17 protein-coding genes are annotated in these 22,303 nt (G+C 57.8%); 11 read left to right on the forward strand and 6 right to left on the reverse strand.

All coding sequences use genetic code 11. The features are described 5' to 3' along the window. The first annotated feature begins 1 nt into the window (after position 1). The 3 genes from HMPREF2708_RS08035 to HMPREF2708_RS08045 all read left to right on the forward strand — a co-directional run bounded on the left by HMPREF2708_RS08035 (position 2) and on the right by HMPREF2708_RS08045 (position 4,727). Positions 2–1,027, forward strand: coding sequence for an ABC transporter substrate-binding protein (locus HMPREF2708_RS08035; protein WP_070833810.1), 1,026 nt, complete (start codon positions 2–4; stop codon positions 1,025–1,027). Between the two features lie 117 nt (positions 1,028–1,144). Next, positions 1,145–2,881, forward strand: coding sequence for an ATP-binding cassette domain-containing protein (locus HMPREF2708_RS08040; protein WP_246840388.1), 1,737 nt, complete (start codon positions 1,145–1,147; stop codon positions 2,879–2,881). 1 nt (position 2,882) lies between these two features. Continuing rightward, positions 2,883–4,727: an amino acid ABC transporter ATP-binding/permease protein gene (locus HMPREF2708_RS08045; protein ID WP_070833812.1), complete on the forward strand. Its 1,845-nt coding sequence runs from the start codon at positions 2,883–2,885 to the stop codon at positions 4,725–4,727. A gap of 49 nt (positions 4,728–4,776) precedes the next feature. Here HMPREF2708_RS08045 and HMPREF2708_RS08050 read toward each other — a convergent pair whose 3' ends face one another. Both HMPREF2708_RS08050 and HMPREF2708_RS08055 read right to left on the reverse strand, forming a co-directional pair. Then, on the reverse strand, positions 4,777–6,072 hold the full coding sequence (locus HMPREF2708_RS08050) for an alpha/beta fold hydrolase (RefSeq protein WP_070833813.1): 1,296 nt from the start codon (positions 6,070–6,072) through the stop codon (positions 4,777–4,779). A 15-nt stretch (positions 6,073–6,087) separates the two neighbouring features. Then, positions 6,088–7,182, reverse strand: a complete 1,095-nt coding sequence (locus HMPREF2708_RS08055) for a trimeric intracellular cation channel family protein (protein WP_070833814.1) — start codon at positions 7,180–7,182, stop codon at positions 6,088–6,090. Positions 7,183–7,239: 57 nt separating this feature from the next. On the opposite strand from HMPREF2708_RS08055, the gene HMPREF2708_RS08060 reads away from it, so the two are divergent. Next, a complete protein-coding gene (locus tag HMPREF2708_RS08060) occupies positions 7,240–7,848 on the forward strand; it encodes an HD domain-containing protein (RefSeq protein WP_070833815.1) in 609 nt (202 codons plus the stop codon). A gap of 66 nt (positions 7,849–7,914) precedes the next feature. Continuing rightward, a complete protein-coding gene (locus HMPREF2708_RS08065; RefSeq protein WP_070833816.1) occupies positions 7,915–8,514 on the forward strand; it encodes an LURP-one-related family protein in 600 nt (199 codons plus the stop codon). Between the two features lie 41 nt (positions 8,515–8,555). Here HMPREF2708_RS08065 and HMPREF2708_RS08070 read toward each other — a convergent pair whose 3' ends face one another. Then, positions 8,556–9,851, reverse strand: coding sequence for an MFS transporter (locus HMPREF2708_RS08070; protein ID WP_070833817.1), 1,296 nt, complete (start codon positions 9,849–9,851; stop codon positions 8,556–8,558). A 140-nt stretch (positions 9,852–9,991) separates the two neighbouring features. Between HMPREF2708_RS08070 and HMPREF2708_RS08075 the strand changes: the two genes are divergently transcribed. The 4 genes from HMPREF2708_RS08075 (at position 9,992) to nagB (ending at position 14,066) form a co-directional block, all read left to right on the forward strand. Next, positions 9,992–11,749, forward strand: a complete 1,758-nt coding sequence (locus HMPREF2708_RS08075) for an ABC-ATPase domain-containing protein (protein WP_070833818.1) — start codon at positions 9,992–9,994, stop codon at positions 11,747–11,749. 111 nt (positions 11,750–11,860) lie between these two features. Then, entirely contained in the window at positions 11,861–12,649 is a 789-nt protein-coding gene (locus tag HMPREF2708_RS08080) for a MerR family transcriptional regulator (RefSeq protein WP_070833819.1), read from the forward strand. 220 nt (positions 12,650–12,869) lie between these two features. Beyond that, entirely contained in the window at positions 12,870–13,181 is a 312-nt protein-coding gene (locus HMPREF2708_RS08085) for a hypothetical protein (RefSeq protein ID WP_048761199.1), read from the forward strand. 99 nt (positions 13,182–13,280) lie between these two features. Next, positions 13,281–14,066 carry a glucosamine-6-phosphate deaminase gene (nagB, locus tag HMPREF2708_RS08090; protein WP_048761204.1) on the forward strand — a complete coding sequence of 262 codons (786 nt, stop codon included), beginning with the start codon at positions 13,281–13,283 and terminating at the stop codon, positions 14,064–14,066. Between the two features lie 69 nt (positions 14,067–14,135). Here nagB and HMPREF2708_RS08095 read toward each other — a convergent pair whose 3' ends face one another. Beyond that, positions 14,136–14,753, reverse strand: coding sequence for a cation efflux transmembrane domain-containing protein (locus HMPREF2708_RS08095; RefSeq protein ID WP_070833928.1), 618 nt, complete (start codon positions 14,751–14,753; stop codon positions 14,136–14,138). 32 nt (positions 14,754–14,785) lie between these two features. On the opposite strand from HMPREF2708_RS08095, the gene HMPREF2708_RS08100 reads away from it, so the two are divergent. Beyond that, positions 14,786–15,871: a lipoate--protein ligase family protein gene (locus HMPREF2708_RS08100; protein WP_070833820.1), complete on the forward strand. Its 1,086-nt coding sequence runs from the start codon at positions 14,786–14,788 to the stop codon at positions 15,869–15,871. A 158-nt stretch (positions 15,872–16,029) separates the two neighbouring features. Next, positions 16,030–17,868, forward strand: a complete 1,839-nt coding sequence (locus HMPREF2708_RS08105) for a BCCT family transporter (protein WP_246840389.1) — start codon at positions 16,030–16,032, stop codon at positions 17,866–17,868. Between the two features lie 16 nt (positions 17,869–17,884). Here the strand turns inward: HMPREF2708_RS08105 and HMPREF2708_RS08110 are convergent, their stop codons facing one another. Next, entirely contained in the window at positions 17,885–18,850 is a 966-nt protein-coding gene (locus HMPREF2708_RS08110) for an ADP-ribosylglycohydrolase family protein (protein WP_070833822.1), read from the reverse strand. Between the two features lie 9 nt (positions 18,851–18,859). After that, a complete protein-coding gene (locus tag HMPREF2708_RS08115) occupies positions 18,860–22,297 on the reverse strand; it encodes an exonuclease domain-containing protein (protein ID WP_168168109.1) in 3,438 nt (1,145 codons plus the stop codon). Positions 22,298–22,303: the final 6 nt, after the last annotated feature.

The following is a 22,303-nucleotide window of genomic DNA, read 5'->3' on the forward strand; positions in this document are numbered from 1 at the left end:
CGTGTTTTCACCAACTTCTCCTATCTCTGCCTTGAAGCGAAACTCTAAAAAGGCCTTCACTCTGCCATTGATTGCAGCGCTCCCACTCGCTGCGGTGGTCGCCTGTTCTTCTTCGGAGGAGGCGTCGCAGCAGCCGTCGTCAAGCGAAACTGCGACGAACAAGCAGGCGCAGTGGCCGCGGACTGTGACCGTCGGCGACCATGACGTTACGGTGCAAAGTCAGCCGAAACGCATCGTTGCACTGTCGACCGAGGTTGCAGATCTGGCGCTGGAACTGGTTGGGCCAGATCGTGTCGTCGCGGTGACGAAGAACGCGCTCGATGAGACCTCTGGTAATCAGGTTGAGCTGGCGCGTCAGGTGCCTAATGCAATTGCCAACTCCACGAAGCCGGATCCGGAGCAGATTCTGTCCTATGAGCCGGACATGGTGGTGATGACTAGCCGCCATGATCAGGAGCAGTCGGCAAGCAAGCTGCTGGGCGCCAGCGATGTTCCGACCGCTGCGTTTTCCAGCAGTGATTTCGCTTCGCCGAAGGCGCTGGCAGAATCGGTGACCACGCTCGGCAAGTTGCTGGGAGCCGAGGACAAGGCGGCCGAAATGGTTGCCAAGATTGAGTCGGAAACCGAAGAGATTCTCTCGGGAATTGATTCCACAACTAAGCCAAAGACGCTGGTCTTGTTTGCCCGCGGTGGTCAGAAGATGATTATGGGAATGCAGTCGGCGACGACGAATCTCGTTGAGCTGGCCGGTGGCGAGCCGATTTCGCCAAAGGGCAAGCGCCCGGGTGCCGTTCCCGCTGATCCGGAGACAATTGTGCAGCTCAATCCGGATGTCATTTTGATTCAGGATTTCCACGGACAGGGCAAGGCTCCATTCCAGGAGTTGCTGGATAATCCGGCGCTTGCCGACGTCGCTGCGGTCAAGAATGATCGAGTGCAACTGATCGATGCGAAGACGACCTCTGGCACCGCCGGTATGCACATGCCCGATGGACTGCGTGAGATCGCTGACGCGCTGGCTAAATAGAAAATAGGTTTTCACGTCGCTATGTGGATTCATGAAGCACTGACTTCGCCTCCCCGCGGAATGCACTGGGTTTTGTTATCCAGCTGGGGGCGTAGCTTTTTCTTCGCTCTCAGTGCCGTGTCTCTTGGACACGCGCTCGATGCTCTCAGCAGTTTGCACGGCGGTGTCACAGACACCAGTGGCGGCAATTGGTTTGGGGATTGGGGGCTTCATGAATCTCTGGCCGCTGCAATCGTGGCGGTCATTCTGGGAAGCCTCTGTGCTTATGTCACCGAGGCCCTGCCACCACGGCTAGCTGGTGAGCAGGAAAAGCTGTGGCGCTCGCATGTGGTTGGCAGTGTGCTGAAACCGGAGTTTTCTGCTCCTGAACAGGCCCCGAAACGCTCGCATGGAAAACGGCACGATGGTGGGAAAACTGGTCACGCAGACCGAAACGTCTCCAACACTGGCGAGGGCCTACTCTTCGATGCAGCGACCACAAGCGTCGAACAGACCGCGAATTACCGAGCGACATTTCTCGCTCCCACGTTGGCCTCGTTTAGTGCTCCACTGATCATTTTGGTGGTCTGGGCTTTGTGGGTGGATACGAAAACCGCCTTGTGGCTGGCACTATTTTTCATTTCCACGCCGTTGATCATTATTGGTGCTGGAAAAATCCTGCGGAAATCCAATGCGACGTATCGCCGAAAGCAAGCGAAGGCCACACATGCGTATTTGGAAATGCTCGAAGGGCTGGGCACATTCAAAGTTCTTGGAGCAATTGACCGGGTCATGGCACGTTTTGCCAGCCAAACTCGCACTGCGATGGCTGAGCTCACTGCCCTGCTCGCCCGCAATCAGCTGATGATTATTGTCAACGATGCGGTTTTTGGAATTGCAATGTCGACTACAGCAATCGGCCTTGTCCTGCTGCGTTTACAGGCCGGCGCAATCAGCGTAGGCACTGCTCTCGCAGGTGTTTTTCTATCCGTTCTGCTCTACGAGCCCGTTAATCGTGTCGGCCGGACCTTCTACATCGGACTCGGTGGACGCACCCATCGAAATGGAATTGTGGAGATGTTCGGTGAACCTCCAGCTGAAGCGTCCACAGCCGCAACAGCGCATTCCACCGATGCCTCCGCGCCGCAGGCACCGCACGTACAGCACGCACCGGAGATTTCCCTCCGCGATGTGAGCGTTGACATCGGCGAAAAGCGCATTCTCTCCGATATCAACCTGACAATTCCAGCCGGCAGCAGAGTCGGCATCGTTGGCCCCAGCGGTTCCGGAAAAAGCACACTCCTGCGTGTACTCGCAGGACTGCAGCCGCATTCCGGGGAAGTCTCCCTCGACGGCCACGCGCTTTCAACCCCGGAGTTGCTCGCCAACTCGCTACTCATCTCCCAGCAACCAGCCATTTTCGGCACCACCGTCGCGGACAATCTTCGCATCGCATGCCCGGACGCAAAGGCCGTCGATATGCGAAAAACACTTCGCGACGTGCACTTACTCACTGAAATCGAACAGCGCCCTGGTGGTCTCGATTCGGAGGTCGGCGATCAGGGCAATTGGCTTTCAGGCGGGCAACGACGCCGCCTGGCCATTGCGCGTGGTCTGCTCGGTACTGCTCCGATTGTGCTTCTCGACGAGCCGACAGCGAACATCGATCGTCGGACGGAAGGTCTCATCAAGGAGTCCTTGACCCGCCTCGCTGAAGGTCGCACGAGCATCATGGTCGCTCACCGAATGGAAGCACTATCGGACGTTGACCTGGTCATTGTCATCGCTGAAGGCCGGATTGTGGCTGCGGGCAAACCCGACGAATTGAGCACAAGCAATGAATATTACGCACGGGCGCTGACCGAGGAGAGCTGACATGAACAACATCATCTGGTTGCTGCGCTTTTCCGCACAGGCTCGCGGGGCGCTCAGCGCATCTATCCTCGCACGCGTGGTTGGGCACATACTGGGTGCATTAATGCTGGCCGTGCCTGCCTGGGCAATTGCCACAATTGCGCTGTCGAAGTGGGACGCAACCGACTCGTCGCAAAGCAAGGGCATGACATGGACCTGGGCGGTCATTGGCGTGGTTGCGGGGCTGGCGCTGCTGAAAGCGATTCTGCGGTATGTCGAGCAGTACCTCGGACATTTGGCGGCATTTCGGCTGCTCGGCGAGCTGCGGTTGTGGATTGTTGAGCGTCTTATCCCGCAGGCGCCCGCGGTAACCGATGGGCTGGGTACTGCCAGGATCCACACGATTGCGATTCGTGATGTTGACCGTGTGGAAGTCTTCTTTGCGCACACAATTGCGCCCGCGGTGACGGCCGTATTAATTCCTCTGCTGGCGGTCGTGACAGCGGCATTGACGGCCGGAGCACTGCCTGCGATTGCTCTGGCACTGACCTTTGCGGTTGGCTTTGTGATTGCGTTCGCAGGCGCTAAGAAGGCGACGGCGGAGGCCTCCGCAACGAACTCCACACGCACGGACGTTGCGCAGTACATCGCTGATACGTTGCGACTTCGGGAGGAAATCCTCATCTACGGCGCAGCCGAGCAGCGGCTGCGGGGACTGCGTGAGCTCGACGAGCAGCTCACCCAGAAGATGCGTGCAGGTGGCAAGCGGGCTGGACTGCGCTCTGGTGCGACTGGGCTTCGGATTTGGGGCGGCAGCATCGCTGTCTTTTGTGCTGGTATCCCGGCTCTTTCCGCCGATTACCGAATGCTCCCTGCCGTTTTGGTGGCGACGTCCCTGGTGGCGGGAACAGCTGCATCGATGGATTCGATCGAGCGCCTGGCGTCTTCTCTGCCAGCAGGGCTCAATGCAGTCACTCGGATTAGAGAGCTAGCCGCGCAGCCACCGACTGTGGAAGAACCGCGGCAGCCGGAGCAGCTGGAGTTGCCGAATCAGTTGCAACCGCGACACCCGCTAGCCACCCGGACCAACTCCGCCGCCCCTGTCCCTGCCCTCGAACTGAGCGATGTCAGCTACCACTACCCTGGCGCCGATAACCCTGCGCTGACCAAGATCAATCTACGCATTGTCCCAGGTCAGTTCATCGGTGTGGTCGGCCCCACCGGTTCGGGCAAGTCCACGCTTTCCCGGCTAATCCAACGGCATGTCGATCCGGATGCGGGAGAGGTCATCATCAATGGCCACAATGCCCGTGACCTCGGCTCAACCAATGTCTGCCGAGCAGTTGTTGTCGCAGATCAGAATCCTTTTCTCATGGAGGCCACTGTCGCCGAGAACTTGTGTCTCGGCGCACCTGATGGCTGCGAGGTTCCCGAATCGCTGATGCACTGGGCACTCGAACTCGCTGCCATCAACCCTGCTGAGATGCCGCTGGATAGGCTCATCGGCCGCCGCGCGCAGCAGCTCAGCGGTGGTCAGCGTCAACGTCTGGCGCTGGCTCGTACCTACTTACGAGCGGTGCTTGCCGACGGCTCCGTGCCCAACACCCCGGGTGCAAGTCTCGCCGGAAAGATTGTCATCTTCGACGAAGCCACCAGCCACCAGGATCCGCTGACACAGGCTCGTATCGTCGACAATGCCCGCGCATGTGGCGCGACCTGCATCTTTATTGCACACCGGCTTCAGACTCTGACCGAGGCCGATGACATCCTGGTCATTGAAAACGGCCAGCTCATCGAACGCGGCACTTATGACAACCTCTTGAGCGCCGACGGTGCCTTTGCTCGCCTTGCGCGCGCAGAGGTCTAGGCTCGGTCTAGCTCTCCGCGCAGGTCTTCCGCAGCGCTCGGATACTCGTCTAGTGGTCCTCGACGAGCTCGCGGAGCCGGCCGAAGATGGCCGCGCCATCGTGGCGAATACCGTCATGCTGGAATGCATTGGTCACATGTGGCCGCAAATCCCGGTAGCAGTTGGCTGTCGCCATCGAGTACTCGAACGGTACGAAAATGTCGTCAAGATAAATCGCGGCTGCCGAGGTCGGAGCGTCGGTAAGCAAGCGCGCGGAATCATACGGTGAGCTTTCCCAGGTGTGCTGCGCCAATGCTTCCGCCTTTTCCTTGAAAGGAATGAGCGTGGGATCTTCGTCGAATTGCCAGGGGAAAATGTGCTCGCCGGTGAGGTAAAACGGCTCGTCTCCTTCCGGATTGGCATTTTCTTCGAAACCTGGAATTTCTTCGCGAATGCGGTGCGCTGCCCAATTAGTTGTGGGCTGCTCCCCGACACCGCCATAAATGGATTCGTGAATCGCGGCGTATAGCGGACCGTCGGCGAAACTCACGCGGGATCCGACATCGGCTAGGAAATCGGTGCGCAATTGCTTTTCGCCGTCGCGAATGTGGAATGGCTCTTCCAACAAATACGCCAGATTATGAAATCCATCTCCGCGGCCTAATTCAATTCCGATGGTTCGGAATCGGCGAGAACTCAGACGCTCACCTGTGGGGAGAGTTTCTGCAGATTGCTCCAGGTGCGCACAGATTTCTCGAATGCGGTTGTCGGCCCAAGGATACTCGCGATAAAAGCGCTCGTGGCGGGTGCGCAGCTTCCCATATGTCGTGCGATAAAGGTCATCAGCGCCACAGTCCAGAACGGGCAAACCACCTGTGAGGTAAGCGTGCTCCACGGATTCCGGATAGCGGCTGAGATATGAAGTAATGCAAAAACCACCAAAGGACTGCCCATACAGTGACCATCTCGCAATGCCCAAATGCTTTCGCAATGCTTCCGCATCTTCGACAATGTATTCCTGGCGCAATTGCGCAAGCCGCGCGGCCGGAATATCCGCAATATTGGCCGCATCAATTCGATGCGAGCGCCCCGTGCCACGTTGATCCAATAGAATCACGCGGAATTCCTTTAGCGCCTCACCAATTACCCCGCTTACACTCACCGGACGCGGTGCCGGAAAACCCGGGCCGCCCTGCAAATAGACAATTGCCGGCGCATCCTCATTTCCTGGCGCATAGACCTCCCTTGCGAAGAGCTCAAATGTCCCGGCATTCGCAACTTCGGTAAAAGGATCCCAGGGAACCTCAAGGGTGTGTTCCTTAATAATGTGCCCAAAATGCCTGCTTGCAGTACTCGTCGATGCCATGTCTCTACCGCTCCTCTAATCCCGCTGGTCGTATTTCTTCATTAGCTTTGCGACGAGCAAATCGGTCGCCTCATCGTCAGCAAGAATTTGATCCAACATCTCCCGGTATTCCCGCTGCCGCAGCGCAGTATCTTCCCCGTAATCGTCATAGGAATCGCCGGATAGGTCCACACCGAAATTGGATTCATCGCCTTCGTCTTGCCCTGTCTCCTGTTGTGCCGACGGAACTTCCAGATCCGCTGGGAAGTCCGCATTGAACTCCTCCAGGAATTCCTCCGCGTTGGCCTCTGCGTCGGAACGCGATACTCCCCTATCAACCTCAGCCTGAATGCGACGCTGCAGCGCCTTTTCCATCTGGCGGTGGCGCCAACTGCGCAGGCGCGCGGGCTCGAAGCGTCGACCGACCTCACGGCTCTTGCCCTCTGCGCGACGCGCGAGGACCGCAATCTGCGACGCGGTGTCGTTCAATGGTGCCCACTCAGAGCGTGCCGACACTCTCCAATTACCCCAGTACCCCAGCAGCGAAAGCAGAATACTGACGATAGGGCCAATGACCATAGACACGGCCATAAATCCCAAATGATGGCCTCCGATGACAATGACGGCGCAAGCTACGGCCGGGATGACCGTGGGCTGATTGCCGCCGAAGACAGCGGGTACCCGTCCGGTCACAATGTCACGAATCATGGAGCCGCCGGTGGCGGTGAAGACGCCCATCATGATGCACGGCAGAATGGGCAAGCCGTACGTGACACCTTTGACCGTTCCCGTAGCGGCCCAGAGCCCCGAGACTACAGCGTCGCCGTGGACCTGAACGTATTCCCAGGTCTTACCTTTGAAATAGAAAAATCGCGCGATGAGCGCCCCGGTAAATGCCAGGATTAGGTACTCCGGCTGACTCATTGCGGCGACGGTGCCCTGGTTAATCAGAACATCGCGAATCATGCCGCCACCCAGTGCGGAGAACAGCGCAATAAAGAAGAACCCGATGATGTCGTAGCCTCGTTGCCGGGCGATGGTGCCACCGATGATGCCCATGAGCAGGACACCACTGACATCGGACCACCGGTACATCGACTCGATGAGCGGATCTACTTCTGCGACGTTCATGATGTTCAAGCTTAGACGCTGCTATTTTTCAAGCATCAACGAAAGGTCGGGATACCCATGGAAAACGCTGACGCCTTTGTTTCGGAACGCCCCAGCGCCAGGCTCATGCGCGGCATCGCAACTGCTTCCCGCGCGCACGATGGGCACTACCGAAAGGGATCTGGCGTTCCCTATATCAGCCATCCAATGGCGGTAATGCTGATTGCGGCGAGCGTGACTAACGACGAAGACGTGCTGTTGGCAGCCCTCTTCCACGACATTTTGGAAGACGTGCCGGAAAACTACTCACGTGCCGAGATGAAAGACGAGTTCGGACCTCGCGTGGTTGAGATCGTCGATGGCGTCACCAAGGACTCTTCCCTACGCTCCTGGCAGGAACGCGCCGATGCCTACCTGGAGCAACTTTCTCGTGGCAGCGCGGAGTCCGTCATCGTGGCCGCTGCGGATAAGTTCCACAATCTCAGCCAGACTCTGGAGGATTTGGACCGCGATGGCCACGCCTCGTGGCAACGCTTTCGGTCAACTCCGAGCCAGCAATTGTGGTGGTACACGAGTGTCCGCAACGTAGTCGCCGAACGACTGCCCAACATGCCTTTCCTGGAGGAGCTTGACGTTCTTATTGAGAAACTAAAAACCTGGGTAGAAACTGCTGAAAAGTCGGTTTAACGGAAGCAGTACCAGCTAGGCGACCGTAGGGTACTAAGTAACTGTTTCCTAGCTTGGAGCTAATTCATGAACACACAGAAACCTCGACTGCTTACGACGGACACCCTGGTAGTTCAAGAAACGCGCAACGTTATGCGCAGTGAATACTCCATTTTTGATGACAACGGAACCGAAATTGCCCAAATTACCCAAGCGGGATCACTGGGCCGCCGCATGTTGGGCATCGGTGTCAAGTACGACATCTTCGATGTGGACGAGGATGGCAAAGAGGGCGACAAGCTCCTCACCATCACCGACCCAGCGAACGTTTTCGGCGACACCTACAAGGTTCTCACACCCAACGGCGCTCAAATCGCCACGGCTAAGACCAAGCGATTCAGCTTAAAATCACGCCTCACTTTGTCTGTCAAAGGGCTTTCCGACGTCGATGTTGACGGCGGCTTCCGCGGTAAAAATTACGCACTGACCAGCAAGGGACGCCCAATTGCGAAGATTGACCGGAAGTACCGTGGTCTCAAAGGTGCTATTACCGGCAAGGACACGTACGCTCTGCACTTGGAGCCGAACTTGAACGAGGAAACGCGGGCTGCGGTGATTGGTACTGCGCTGGTTATTGACATTGTCAGGCGCAAGAACGATGAAGCTGTAGCGGTTAGTGTGAGCTAGCGCTTCTAGCTAAATAACCGCCTTGTTAAAGAACTGCCCTGTTAAAGCGCTGCCTTGCCCGGAGCCGAGACTTCCTTCAGCCTGCTCGACATAGCGACACCGACCAGTCCCATCAGCGCCAGGAAGATCAACGCCGCCGCGGGACCGAAGCTGGCAATAACACCTGACAACGCACCGACGATGAGCAGGACAACACCCATAATGGTGTTGGCTGCTCCGACGTACTCGGTGCGCTTGTCGCCTTCTGCCATGTCAACAACATAGGTCGAACGAGCCACACGAACACCTGCGTGGACGACGGACATTGCGAAGAAACCTAGTGGGAAAATCCAGGCATTGGCGCTGGTGGAAAGCCAGTGCGCACTGGCGACCAGCAGGAAAAGAACAATCGAGCCGACCAGCGAAGAGTAGGTCAGGACCTTCTTCGAGGATTTATCCGACCAGATTCCGGCGACTTTTCCACCAACCAAAGAGGCGAAGCCTGCGGCGAGCATAAAAATACCGACGTTGGCGCTTACTCCCCCGCTGCTGTTGTCAGAGGCTTCCAAATCAGCACCTACCTGCGCACTTAAGGTCACAATGAACGACGTAGACAACGCTGTGACCAGCAAGAGGCTTCGGACAATCACAAAGTCTCGGAAGTTCTTATCCTCTTTAAAGAGCCGCCAGGTGTCCTGCCACCAAGTTTTATTCGGCTCTTCCTTGCCACCTTCATTGGTGGGCTCGACAATCCCGCGGAAAATCAAAACTGCAATCACCCACGACAGTGCCGCAACAAAGATGAGCCCCGCCACGATTGGTTTGGTGACGTTGTCGCGGATAATCCATAACACCGCACCAACGATAATTGCGGCAACGCCGCCCAACATCGCAGCACGGCCACTAATCTGTCCGCGTTGTCCCTTGGGAATCGTGCGTCCCTGAACATCCTTCGAGGCCATCGAGCACAGAGCTCGTGCCGTCGCAAAGCCTGCAAGCGCAATGATGACAGCGACGCCGAGCGCGGTGCCTTCTAGGAACAACGCCGCCAAACCAATCAGCGCTGCTGCGATGGCTTGCCCCAAAGCACCAGCAATCCAGACGGTTGTGCGACGCGGGCGAGACTTTACCCAGGGTGTAAGCGCTGCCTGCGGCAGCATCGAACCGGACTCGCGCACCGGCACAAGCATGGCGATGAAGAAGCCCGGCGCGCCAGCCGAATGCAGCAGCCATGGCAACAGCGTCTTTGCCGCGACGATTTGGTCGCCGATATTCTGCAAACCATTTGCCCAGACGTAGCGCTTGGCATTTGCAGACTTAGACTCAGCGGGTTTGGCAGCTTCGGGACTATCCGTCATATCTCTAACGCTACCTGCCTGTAGCACCGGTGCTACCGCACTCAGCAGACCCGCTGTGTCAGACGACGGCAATTCCCATCCAGCGCTCAGTCGCTACACTCGCGGGAAGAACACCGAATTCCCTCAATGAAAGTAGCAACATGCCCGCTGACCTTTATCGACGTCTCTCCAACCTCGATGGCAAGAGCTACGGTGCATACAAATCTCTGCGTGGCTCCCAAGAACTGCCTGATCTGGACGCAACGCTTTTTATCGACAAGGTCCAATCCGACCCCTACGCCCCGGCATCACGGGCCCGTGTACACATTCCGCTGTCAGTGCTGGACTATCGCGGCGCATCGCGCTCAAACCCCGGCAGGTTCAGCACCGCTGAGCTCGACTTATTAAATCGTCGCCTTGTGCGCGCGTTTAAGAAGTATGGCCGCGGACTGTTCATCGATTCCCCAGGTCAACAGGTATTGCGCCGAGCAGCTGTCTCTGAGCTCAGTGCGGGTGCGCACGATGTCGATAAGCATGACGATGCCCTCCAGATCAGCCTAGAAATCCAACTGCCCGCCCGCGGCCGACGCATTCTCGGGCGTGAGGCGGCGCGCTTAATCTGTGAGGATTTGTTGGACGCGCTTGACGACGCCATCGTGAACGCACCCATCGATGCGCTCGAGGCAGCAGCGGAATTGGAGTATGACCAGCTGTTTTTGCGCCGTGCAGTGGCGGACGCGGACCTGATTGGGTTTGTGGCAGACGGTGCGGTGTTGCCTCGTCAAGCGGGCAATAGCCAGTTGCCGAAGCCCGGCGCGACTGCGTTTACCTCGCCGGAATCGTTGCAGCACAGTTTTCAGCTGCCTTCGGGGAAAACGGTGCACGGCATGGGCATTCCGCGGGGCGTGACGTTGATTGTCGGTGGCGGCTACCACGGCAAGTCCACGCTACTGTCCTCCCTGGTAACAGGCGTATATAACCATGTCGCTGGCGATGGCCGCGAGTTTGTAGTCGCTGACGAGACTGCGGTTGCGCTGCGTGCCGAGGACGGTCGGGCCATCACTGGTGTGGATATCTCACCGTTCATCAACGGTCTTCCCTCCGGTGATGACACGACCCGGTTTTCCACGGCGAACGCGTCGGGGTCGACGTCCCAAGCTGCGGGTCTGATGGAGGCGCTGAGTTCCGGTGCGCGAGTGCTGCTCATCGATGAGGACACTTCCGCGACCAACTTCATGATTCGCGATGAGCGCATGCGCCGCCTCATCCCCGATGACCGCGAGCCCATCACACCACTGGTCGCACGGGTCCGCGAACTCTGGGAAGACCACGGCATCTCTACGGTCATCGTCGCTGGTGGTTCTGGTGCTTTCATCGATGTCGCGGACACCGTGATTGCTATGGATGCATACACGCCTTACGACGTCACCGAGCGCGCCCGTGAACTTCGCGAATCTGCCACTCCGGCTGAGCCATCGCCAGCTTTTGTGCAAATTGGTGAGCGTTTACTGCAGGCAGACTTCCCTGCCGGTGAGAGCCGTGGTGGCCGCGGACGTGGCGGTCACCGCGGCGGACGTGGCGGCGGGCGTGATGGTCGTGGCCGCGGTGCGAAACCACCTAAGCCACCGCGTGCTCGTGGACTCGAACTGATTCAGGTGGGCAAGGACAATCTTGACTTGCGCGCTGTCAGCCAATTGATGGATTCCTCCCAAACAGAAGCCATTGCCCGGATTCTGGGCGCCGTCGTAAAGCAGCTCGATGGGCGTACTGACCTCACCGAGCTAATCCAGCACGAGTACGACAACTTTTGTCATTCGCTCTTCGACGCGACGGGTGCGTTCACCAATTCTGGTCATCTCGCGGAGCCTCGTTTCCAGGAGGTGGCGGCGGCAATCAACAGGCTTCGGCTCTTGCGGTAGGAGCCCGAAGGGTGGCAATCGCGGGAACGACATTCCTGCGGCTGCCGCAGCAAACTTCCTCATCTGATTCCGGCGTTAGGTATTGACCTTGACGCGGCGTCAAACAGAAAGATGATTCCCGTGAGCAACAACGACAACGAGTACACCATCGGCGAGGCAGCTGAACTGTTGGGCGTTACCACGCGCACGCTGCGACACTGGGATGCCATCGGGCTGCTCAGCCCGCAGTACCGCACGTGGTCCGATTACCGCCTCTACACCGATGAGGACATCGACACCGCGCTGGAGATTCTGGTCTACCGCGCTGCTGGGGTGCCGTTGAAGACTATCGAGGAGTTCATCCACGGCGATTCCTCCCCGAAAAGTCGGAAAGATCGTTTGCTCGCACAGCGAACTGTTCTCACCGAGAAGATCGCTGACCTGCACCACATGGTGCGTTCTCTGGACAAACTGATCGAGGAAGGACACACGATGGAAGCAAAGACGAAGGCAAAGCTCTTGGGCCGCGATTGGCAGAATCTAGAAGCCGAAGCAGAGGAACGCTGGGGCGACACTACCGAGTGGGAGCAGTCCCAGCAGGCCCAGGAAAAAATGAACGATAACGACTGGGCTGCTCTTGAGGCGGAGGCTAAGGATTTTGCCGATGCGCTTGCCGACGCCGCCGAGCGCCACGTGGAGCCAGGTTCCACTGAAGCGGCTAAGTTAGTTGACCGTCACTTGGCCTCTATTACCCGCTTCTACGAGGCTGGTCGAGAAAAGCAGATTCTGCTGGCTCGCATGTACGTCGCTGATTCCCGGTTTGACCGGTATTACCGTGGCAATGCTGGCTACCTGCTGGAATTAATCGAAGCTCAGGCTCGTAAGGAAGGTATTGACCCAGCTACTGCCGAGTGGCGGTAGGTGGCGTGTAGCGGTAACTGGCAGGTGGCGCTAGGTGGCGTCTGGCGCTTTCATAACCCCGAAATATATGAACCAATGGGTTACCGATTTACATTTGCCGTGGGATTGACGGATAATTGAAATAGATTAGCTGTCACACTGTCATAGCTATGATGCCCATTTTTATGGTTCTGTTTCCCTCATGACTCCGTCATATCCCCGACTCGGGAAGGAATTAACTATGAAGTTCTCTCGCTCTCTCGCCGCTATCACCATCGGCGCCGCTACTGTGTTTGGCGCTGTTGCTGCCTCTCCTGCTATCGCACAGGCGATCAGCTGCCCCTTTGCTCCGGTGCACAAGTATGAGGCACACCGTTTCTCCGGTTCTTCAACTTCGGCAGATGCTTTCAAGGTTTGGTTTAACGGTGGTGTCTACATTGAGCCAATCGTCGAAACGCTGGATTTGGTTGATCTTCAGGTTAACGAGACCCAGGTTGCTTACGCCGGCGACATCATCTACAAGGATGAGAACGGTAACTTCTGGGTGAAGTAACTCAGTACGACTAAACACTCAGGGCAGCGGCACCTACGGCCTTGCCCTGAGCGTTTTTCATTTTCTGCCGCGCGTTAGCTTTTTCTGGAGTGTTCCACCATGGAAATCATCATCGTCGATTCTGAGGCCGAAGTCGCGAACATCGCTTCGGACTACCTCGCTCACTACGCAAATAAGGGTGCAAACCTTGGTGTAGCGACAGGATCGACCCCGCTTGCGACGTATCGGGAACTGATTCGTCGCCATCGGGCTGGTGATGTCACTTTCAAGGACTGCAGTTTCTTTGCACTCGACGAGTATGTGGGGCTGCCCATCGAGCATGAGCAGAGCTACTACCACGTGATTCACAATGAGTTTTCCGATCACGTGGATGTCGACCCGGCGCGTGTCCATATTCCCGATGGTCTCGCAGACGACATTGGTGCTGCCTGCGAGGACTACGAACGCAAGATTATCGAGGCCGGTGGCATCGACATTCAGTTGCTCGGCATCGGCACCAATGGGCATGTCGGGTTTAACGAGCCCGCCAGCTCTTTTAGTTCTCTGACCCGCATTAAGACGCTGCACCCGCAGACCGTGCTGGATAACGCCCGGTTCTTCGACTCCGCGGACGACGTGCCGTACCACGTGGTCACCCAGGGGCTTGGCACTATTTCACGTGCGGGCCATCTCCTGTTACTGGCCACCGGCACCGCAAAGGCGCACGCTATTGCCGCCTCCATCGAAGGCCCACTGAGCGTTTCTATGCCCGCGTCCGTATTGCAATTGCACCCACGGGCCACGGTTGTCATTGATCAGGCCGCAGCCAGTGAGCTGAAGAACAAGGAATACTACGAGTTCACTTATGCTCATAAGCCGCAGTGGCAGAAGGATATGTGGAAGTAGGCCTCAGCCACCCTTCCCTTCCCTCCCCGACCTCGCTATTCCCCAGCCCATGCACACGACTAGTTGGCACTAGTCGTCGTCCATTTCCAGCTCGGGGTCTTCGGCACGCGCCTGCTCGTAGACTTCCTTCGCGGCCGTGAGGTTAATAACGCCGATGACAAGCCCAACAACGATGTCCGGCCATGCGCTGAACCAAAAAATGGTGAGCACTCCGGCGGCGAGGATGAGCAGGTTCGCCAGGACGTCGTTACGCGCCGCCAACCACGCGCCGCGCATGAGAGCGCTGTCGGCTTTGCGCAGGTTCATCAACAAAATCGCGCAGACTAGGTTGATGACCATCGCAATAATCGCAGTCACCGACAGCGTTAGCGGCTCTGGTGGCTCACCGCTAATCATCTTCCAGATGGCAGTGCCGAACGCCGCAATTGCCGGAATCAGGATTAGCCCGGCAAGGCCGATACTTGCTTTACGACGGCTCGCTAGCGACCAACCCAATGCGGTGAGAACCAGCAGGTTGATGAGGAAATCTTCAAGGAAGTCCGCAGCGTCAGCAAACAGAGCTGCGGAGCCAATAATTGAGGCAACAACTAACTCAATGAAGAATCCGAGAAGATTCAGGCCTGCTACCCACGCAACAATTTTGCGGGCGCGTTGATCCAAAGTCGATGAGGTAAACACGGAGGACATCGTAACGCGGGACGCGAGTACCATCGAATCCTATGACGCACCCGCAGAAATTCCACTCAGAAATGAAGGTTCCCGGCGGCAAGTTAGTTGTCGCCGATTGTGAGACTACCGGTGACACTATTTCGTCGATAAGCATTTCGGGCGACTTTTTCCTCGAACCCGATGAAGCGTACGACATTATTAATGACGCACTCCTCGGCGCACCTGCGGGAGACCATACGGAGCGTCTACAGGCTCGCCTCGATGCGGCGCTGAAGGATTTTGCGGATCAGTCTGGCCGCCAGGTTCGTCTGCATGGCTTTGATACCCACGTCATTGCCCAGGTCGTTCGCCGCGCACTGACGCAGGCCGTTGATTTCACGGATTTGGAGTGGGAGGTTTTGCAGCCGGGTGTCCTGCCGACGGTGATGAATGTTGCCCTCGACGAGGTCCTCCTTGACCAAGTCAATTCCGGACAGCGCGGCCCGACTCTGCGTTTCTGGGATTGGGAGGATCGCGCCACCGTGATCGGTTCCTACCAGTCCTATGTCAATGAACTCGAACCCGAGGGCGTAGAGAAGCACGATGTGCAAGTGGTGCGTCGTCTCTCCGGCGGTGGCGCGATGTTCATGGAGGGTGGCAACTGCGTCACTTACTCCCTCTACGTCCCAGAGAAGCTGGTAGCGGGCCTCAGCTACGTCGAATCCTACGAATTCCTCGACCGTTGGGTTATCGCTGCACTTGCGCAGCTCGGCGTCAATGCGTGGTACGTCCCTATCAATGACATCACTTCCGACGGAGGCAAGATTGGCGGCGCCGCACAGAAGCGCCGTGGCTCGACAGTGCTCCACCACGTCACCATGAGCTACGACATCGACGCTGACAAAATGATGGAAGTCCTGCGCATTGGCAAGGCCAAGATTGCCGATAAAGGCCTGCGCAGCGCGAAGAAGCGCGTCGACCCACTGCGTCGCCAGACCGGCGCCAGCCGCGCGGAAGTCATCGACACGATGAAGCAGACATTCATCAACCGCTACGGCGCCACCGAAGCATCGCTTTCCGACGAGGACTTCGCTGCGGCGCAACATCTTATTGACACCAAATACGGCACGGAGGGCTGGACTCACCGAGTCCCCTAAACGTCGCACTGATTACTTGCATACGACAAATGGTCGGGAAAAGGAGTTAACTAAAGGAGACAAGTAAACAAAGGAGAGTCGACGTGGGCGGCGAGAAGAAACAGCGTCAAAAGAAAAATCTAAGCCCTCTTGATGAAACACTGGGGAAAGCTCGCGGTATGCGCGCCAAGCGCGCCATCGGCCTCTATCCTGCGAACATGCACCCAGGTCTGGTGCCGGGTTTCAGTGTTGAAGAACTGAAATACAAATTCGGTCTGGACAAGCTGGTTTTCGGCGTCAACGCGGTGCTGATTATCGCCTTTGTCATTTGGGGTGTCACCAGCCCCGAGACCGTTTCCTCCGTTTCTTCGACCGCATTGTCGTGGGGTTTGGAAAACTTCGGCTGGCTGTTCAACGTCATTTTGGTTGTCTGCATCATCGTCATGCTGGGCGTGGCCATGTCCCGCTACGGCAATATCAAGCTGGGCAAGGACGACGAAGAACCGGAATACTCCCGATTTTCCTGGGTAGCGATGATGTTCGCCGCCGGTATCGGCGTCGGTATCTTTTTCTTCGGCCCGTCCGAACCGCTGGAGTTCTACCACTCACCGCCACCGCTGACGGTTGAGCCCCACACCGAAGAAGCGCTGCACCGAGCAGTTGCCCAGGCGGATTTCCACTGGGGTTTTTCACCGTGGGCGCTGTATGCGCTGGTGGGTGGCGCTTTGGCGTATTCGACCTACCGTCGCGGTCGCGCCAGCTTGATCTCCTCGCTATTCGCGCCAATCCTGAAACGCACTGATGGCCCCATCGGTCGCACCATCGACATTTTGGCGATTGTGGCCACGCTGTTTGGTACCGCCGCCTCACTGGGTATTGCCACACTACAGATTGGCGAGGGCATTTCAACGCTTTCTGGCTTCACCCCGTCAATGGCCGTGCTGTTGCTGATTATTTTGGTGCTGAGCGTTGGCTTTATTATCTCGGCGGTCTCTGGCGTGTCGAAGGGTATTCGACTCTTGTCGAATACCAACATCATGCTGACCTTCGTGGCTATCTTCTTCGTCTTCATCACAGGTCCAACACTGTTTTTGGTCAATCTTCTGCCGTCTAGCATTTTGACCTACCTGGACAACTTCCTGGATATGTCTTCGCGTTCGCTGTCGTGGGGTCCAGAAACACTGGACTTTCAAGCCGCGTGGACCGTATTCTACTGGGCCTGGTGGATTGCTTGGGCTCCCTTTGTAGGTATGTTCATTGCCCGCATTTCCCGTGGCCGCACGATCCGTGAGTTCATTTTGGTCACCATCATCGTGCCGACGTTTGTGTTGATGCTCGCTTTCGCTGTCTTTGGTGGCACCGCTATGGACTTCGCCCGTAACAACGTCCCCGGCTTTGACGGCTCGGCCTCTGCCCAGCAGGTGCTCTACAACCTGATTAGCGAGCTGCCGTTTAGCGGTGTGGTCTCTGCTCTGGTGATTGTAATTCTGGCTATCTTCTTCATTACTTCTGCCGACTCGGCCTCCGTGGTGATGGGCACGATGGCGTCCAAGGGCGATCCGGAACCAAACAAGCTCGTTGTCGTTTTCTTCGGTGTTCTCATGATGGGCATCGCCGTGGTCATGCTTCTCACCGGCGGCGAAGACGCACTGTCTGGTCTGCAGTCGCTGACCATTCTGACGGCAATGCCATTCGTGCTGATTATCATTGCGCTGCTCGTATCCTTCGTGAAGGATCTCACCACTGACCCGCAGGCAATCCGCACCACCTTCGCCAAGACCGCTGTCCGCGATGCCGTCATCCGCGGCCTGGAAGAGTACGGCAATGACTTCGAGTTCGCTGTCGAGCGTGCCGACGAAGGCCAAGGTGTCGGCTCCGTTGCCGGTGTGGAAACCGGCATGGAGCAGCTGACCGAGTGGTATCAGCACACCAACGAAATGGCTGAGACGACTGATACCCACGATGAGGGAGAAAAATCGTCAAACGGTAAGACATCAAAACACACGTCTACCCATTAGTTAGTGCACTATCTAATTAGTTCCCTACGGAAACCAGCTGCTCCGTCAACTCCGCCACATCATTCGGGTGATACTCCGCGGGCCGGTTTCGCTTCGGCGAGCAGGAATCAATCACGTCACGCCACCGCTGCGGAATGGCGGAGGCACCAAAAACGCCACCGAGAAAAGCACCAACGATGGCCGCGTTGGTGTCGGTGTCGCCACCACGGCCAATGACTCGGACCAGAGAGTCCTCAAAGGTCGTGGTTTTGTCTTGTACTCGGCGCAATTCATCATGCAGCGCCCACAGCGCAAAGCGCAGCCAGCCCTGATGCACCGAGAAATCCGGTTCCCCGCTGTCCACCATGGCACCGCTGGCCTGCCACTCGGCCTCCCACTGCGTGCGCTGGGAAGCCAACCATCCCATCAGCGCACTTAAACCAATGCCGCGGCGCGGCTGGTGGAGGCCGCCGCTGATGACGTCGGCAAGCGCGGATGCGTAACGTGAGTTGGAGTCGATGCACACCGGGTGCGGGTGCGTGATGGCGGCGTCCGTGCGTGCCAGTTCGCCGGCGCGTGCCGGGTTGCGCCAATATGCGATGGCCAGCGGTGAGATACGCATGAGCGCGCCGTTAGCCTGGGAGTTCGGGTTCGGTGCGCGCCGTAGCAGAGCCGCCGTGGTGGCTTCCCCGATATCGAAAGCATCGGAATTCGCCCAGCGCACATAGGACTCACGGACATCGGCGGCATTGTAGCCTTCGCAGCGCACCAATGAGCGTGCGAGCGCCAGCGCCATTTCGGAGTCATCGGTGGGCTGACCGGCGGCGATATTGTGGGTGCCGCCATCGGTAAGTTCGCGGACGCCGTGTGGATAGCGCTGTGCGATGTCCTCGGCACTACAAAACTCCACCAGCGCCCCGAGATTATCGCCGATGACCTGGCCATAGAGCACACCGCGGGCACGGTCGACTACGCGGACGAAAGCATCGGAATTGTGGTTCACGGGTGCCTCCTACAGAGCTTGAATAGTGTCGGCCAACTCGTCATCGCGACGATGGCGCAGGCGCGAAACCGTCTTGCGGCGAGGTGCATCGGCGGGCAGACCGAGCTGACTATTGATAGCCGCGAGCACAGCATCGACATCGAGCTGCGCAGCGTTCCCCTCAGCAGCGTGCGCCGCAGCGAACTCCTCATCGAGACCGAAGGCGTTGACCAGCGCCGCCAGTCCTTCCGCGTCAGGGTTTTCCGCAGGCGCACGCGTGATGTCGAAGGTGTCGCCGAAGTGAACCCACACGCGCTCGCCCTCGGCCAGCTGCATATCGTTGACGAAGCGAGAAATCGTCGACATCGAAGTGTTGGTGCGCCCCACAGCAATCCGCTGGTCACCCAACCTGGATGGCAGCAGTTTCTCCTCCCCGTAGCCCAGACCGTACATGCCCGCGATGCCAGCGGGGATAGCGCTTCCCGAGCCACGCATATGATCGCGATTAATAGTCAGCAGCAGGCACCACTGCCCATCGCGCAAGTAGAGATTGCGGGATTCCTCCGGCGTGGCATCGATTGGTTCCATTTCTTCGTCCGAGCGCTTACGAACGTAGCCGTCTTCCACCACGAACTCACCGCCTGCGGCGAATGTGCGCACGGAGTTTTCCGATACTCCAAACGCGGTCGCGCCCGCAATGACGTCGTCAAGCAAAACGCCATCTTGCCCCTGTGCGACGGCATCATCAATGCGTCGGGAGATGTAGTCGGCAATCGTCGTCCACTCTTCCAGCTCCCACTGCGCCAGCGCCCACGTGCCCGGCGCGCACCGCTTCGTCCGCGGGTCGAGCGCGAGCCGGCCATCAATGCCGCGCGAATTTCGGTCCGTGATAACGGTGGCGATGTCGTCGATGTGCATCGGCTTGCCACGGTGCGCGAGCAACGCCACTGCTCTATCGCTTACCGACGTGACCTTGGTAAACAGGTGGCCTTCAAAGATCTTGTACATGGTGCGCTGGGCAATCCACTCGCGCACGATTTCCTCTGGGATGCCCAGCGTGGCGGCCAATTCCGACAAGGGCGCGATGCCGAAGTCATCGGTGAGCTGCTCGACTACGGTGGTGAATTTGTCCTCGAACCCGTGGGCGATGAACCATTCGCCCTCGACGCTCCACTGTGCCTGGGGCACGGCAGCGCCCGCGGTGCCGGTGAGGCTGACCAGGTTCAGCAGCTGTGCGGACATTCCATGGGGAACGGTGAACAGGCCTGGCATATCGTTGCGGAGCTGGCTAATCAGAGCCAGCGGCGCGTAGCGCTGAAAGAGCCCGGTGCGGAGGATTTCACAATTGGGGCCGGCATCGGCGAGTGCCGCCAGCAATACGTTCTCCAACTGTCGAACGCGTTCGCGAGAAACACCAAATTGCTGACCAAGCTCCGCCAGAGTGGCGCCGTCGTGGAGGCGACGGTTGAGAATTGCTGGGAATCGTTCATCCTGGTCGGTGATGTGCTGAATTTCGCGTTCAGCACCGGTGAGGATGTCTGTGATTCGGTCGTTGAGGCTATCCACTTGTTCACGCACGGCTTCAGGAACGGAGGCTTTGTCCTCTGCTTGGTCGAGGATGCGATTTGATGCGCCGGTGATTGCCAACCAATCCAGCAGTACCGATGTCTCGGGAGTCGTTGTGTCGTCCCAGCTAATGCCGAAGTCACTGGTGTTGTCGAAGGAGTTGTCCGCGGTGCCATCTGCGGTGTGATTGGCGGTATGGCCCGCGGTGACATCGCCTGCTTCAAACTCATCAAACGCATGCGTGACCGCATCTGCCACCAGTTTCTGGACGCGCACACGGCCATAACCTTTGAGGTCCTGCAGGTCTCGGACTGTGAGCTCGCGGATGAGACGATTGCGCAGCGAGGTGTCTTTGACCTCCGGTTCAGTCAGCCCCAGTTTGGCTAAGACGCGCTGCCATTCCGGGCTCTCTGGGAATGCCAGGAAGTTCATATAGGGCGACAGCCCTGTCAGCCCCGAAGTCTGGTGATCCTTGATCCACGCCTGCGCAATTCCCAGGACATCTTCGCCGATTCCGCTGAAGTCCCTATCGGCCAGCCACGGAAAGATTGTAGTGAGGTCCCGCAGCTCGGACAGGGGGTCACTGCCGGTGGATTCTTCGCTGTCAGCGGGGTCCTGTTCGATGCTGCGCTTCTGTGCAGCATTCAGCTCGGCCAGCGCATGGGCAAAAGTCACTTCATCAACAATGGGAATGCCCAGTGCACGCGCCTTCTTCGCTTTACCCGACTGCGTGTTGACATCCGAGGCAACGAGAACCACGGAGGCCTTGATGACTCCACCGACATCGAGACCAGCAGCACGCGCACGTGCTTCCCATACCTCTCGCGGAGTTGCCATAGCACCGGTGAAAGTCACACGGTCACCAGGGCGAAGCTCCAGTTTTCGTGCAGAAGTGACCAAATCTTCCACACGATTGCGTTCAATGTTGAGCTCTCCGGCAATGCTGATAAGCCAGCGGCGTTCCTGCTCCGTTACTACACTGTCGGCCCACGCCTGCACAATGAGCTGCTGCAGGTATTGCTCATGCAGCATATTGACATCATCTGCACTCAACCCATGTTCTGCGGCAATGCCGTGCAACTTAGACAGCTCTCGCATGTCCAGTCGCCCATCGACCATTGCTTGCACCAGGAAGCCAATGTACTTATCTGAAGCCTCATCCCTAGTTCGTGGCACATGCTGGGCAAGTTCCTGCAGCCACTGTTTCTCGGAAGTTTGCTGATCTGCAGCGGTACCTGTGGCGGTTGAATCTGCAGCGGTACCTGCAGCAGCTACATCCCCAGCAGCCCGCACATCATTGCGCTCAAGCAGGGGCACGTCCGAAATGTGCAACTGCGCCAATTGCGCTGGCGCAAAATAGAGCGGCTCGGCATAGTCCACGATGTCCGGACGTGCCTGTACAAACCGCTGAAGCACTGCCGCGGTCGCCTCAGCATCCGCGAGTGCAGTATGAGCCGCCCTGTTTTCAATCCCCATGATGCTGAGAACATTTTTCAGTGAAACAGGCTGACCAGGCATAAATTGCCGAGCTAACACCATCGTGTCCAGCAACCAATTACCGTCGGCAAGCTCGATGCCGAGGCGCCCGAACTCGTTGGTCAGGAAGTTGTACTCAAAACTGGCGTTGTGAGCGACAATAACGCGGCCGTTGAGTACCTCGGCGAAGCGGCGCGCCACATGCTCAAACGTGGGCGCATCAACCAGATTCGTAGGGGTAATTCCGTGGACATCTGAGTTATCGAAGCCCCGGTTCGGCTGCACCAAAGTTTGCCACGTCCGCTCGACACGACAGTTCGCATCCAGCAGCACCACACCAATTTCAATGACTCGATCGTGCCGGGAAAATCCCGTTGTCTCAAAGTCCAAGACCGCAAAGCCGTGCATACTGCCGGTTGGTCTCATCGCTTG

Source organism: Corynebacterium sp. HMSC073H12, assembly GCF_001837775.1.
Classification (GTDB): Bacteria; Actinomycetota; Actinomycetes; order Mycobacteriales; family Mycobacteriaceae; genus Corynebacterium; species Corynebacterium amycolatum.

Coding starts and splice junctions, on each gene's coding strand:
- HMPREF2708_RS08045 (WP_070833812.1), top strand. CDS start 2,883: ATGAACAACATCATCTGGTTGCTGCGCTTTTCCGCACAGGCTCGCGGG.
- HMPREF2708_RS08050 (WP_070833813.1), bottom strand. CDS start 6,072: ATGGCATCGACGAGTACTGCAAGCAGGCATTTTGGGCACATTATTAAG.
- HMPREF2708_RS08055 (WP_070833814.1), bottom strand. CDS start 7,182: ATGAACGTCGCAGAAGTAGATCCGCTCATCGAGTCGATGTACCGGTGG.
- HMPREF2708_RS08060 (WP_070833815.1), top strand. CDS start 7,240: ATGGAAAACGCTGACGCCTTTGTTTCGGAACGCCCCAGCGCCAGGCTC.
- HMPREF2708_RS08065 (WP_070833816.1), top strand. CDS start 7,915: ATGAACACACAGAAACCTCGACTGCTTACGACGGACACCCTGGTAGTT.
- HMPREF2708_RS08070 (WP_070833817.1), bottom strand. CDS start 9,851: ATGACGGATAGTCCCGAAGCTGCCAAACCCGCTGAGTCTAAGTCTGCA.
- HMPREF2708_RS08075 (WP_070833818.1), top strand. CDS start 9,992: ATGCCCGCTGACCTTTATCGACGTCTCTCCAACCTCGATGGCAAGAGC.
- HMPREF2708_RS08080 (WP_070833819.1), top strand. CDS start 11,861: ATGATTCCCGTGAGCAACAACGACAACGAGTACACCATCGGCGAGGCA.
- HMPREF2708_RS08085 (WP_048761199.1), top strand. CDS start 12,870: ATGAAGTTCTCTCGCTCTCTCGCCGCTATCACCATCGGCGCCGCTACT.
- nagB (WP_048761204.1), top strand. CDS start 13,281: ATGGAAATCATCATCGTCGATTCTGAGGCCGAAGTCGCGAACATCGCT.
- HMPREF2708_RS08095 (WP_070833928.1), bottom strand. CDS start 14,753: ATGTCCTCCGTGTTTACCTCATCGACTTTGGATCAACGCGCCCGCAAA.
- HMPREF2708_RS08100 (WP_070833820.1), top strand. CDS start 14,786: ATGACGCACCCGCAGAAATTCCACTCAGAAATGAAGGTTCCCGGCGGC.
- HMPREF2708_RS08105 (WP_246840389.1), top strand. CDS start 16,030: ATGCGCGCCAAGCGCGCCATCGGCCTCTATCCTGCGAACATGCACCCA.
- HMPREF2708_RS08115 (WP_168168109.1), bottom strand. CDS start 22,297: ATGAGACCAACCGGCAGTATGCACGGCTTTGCGGTCTTGGACTTTGAG.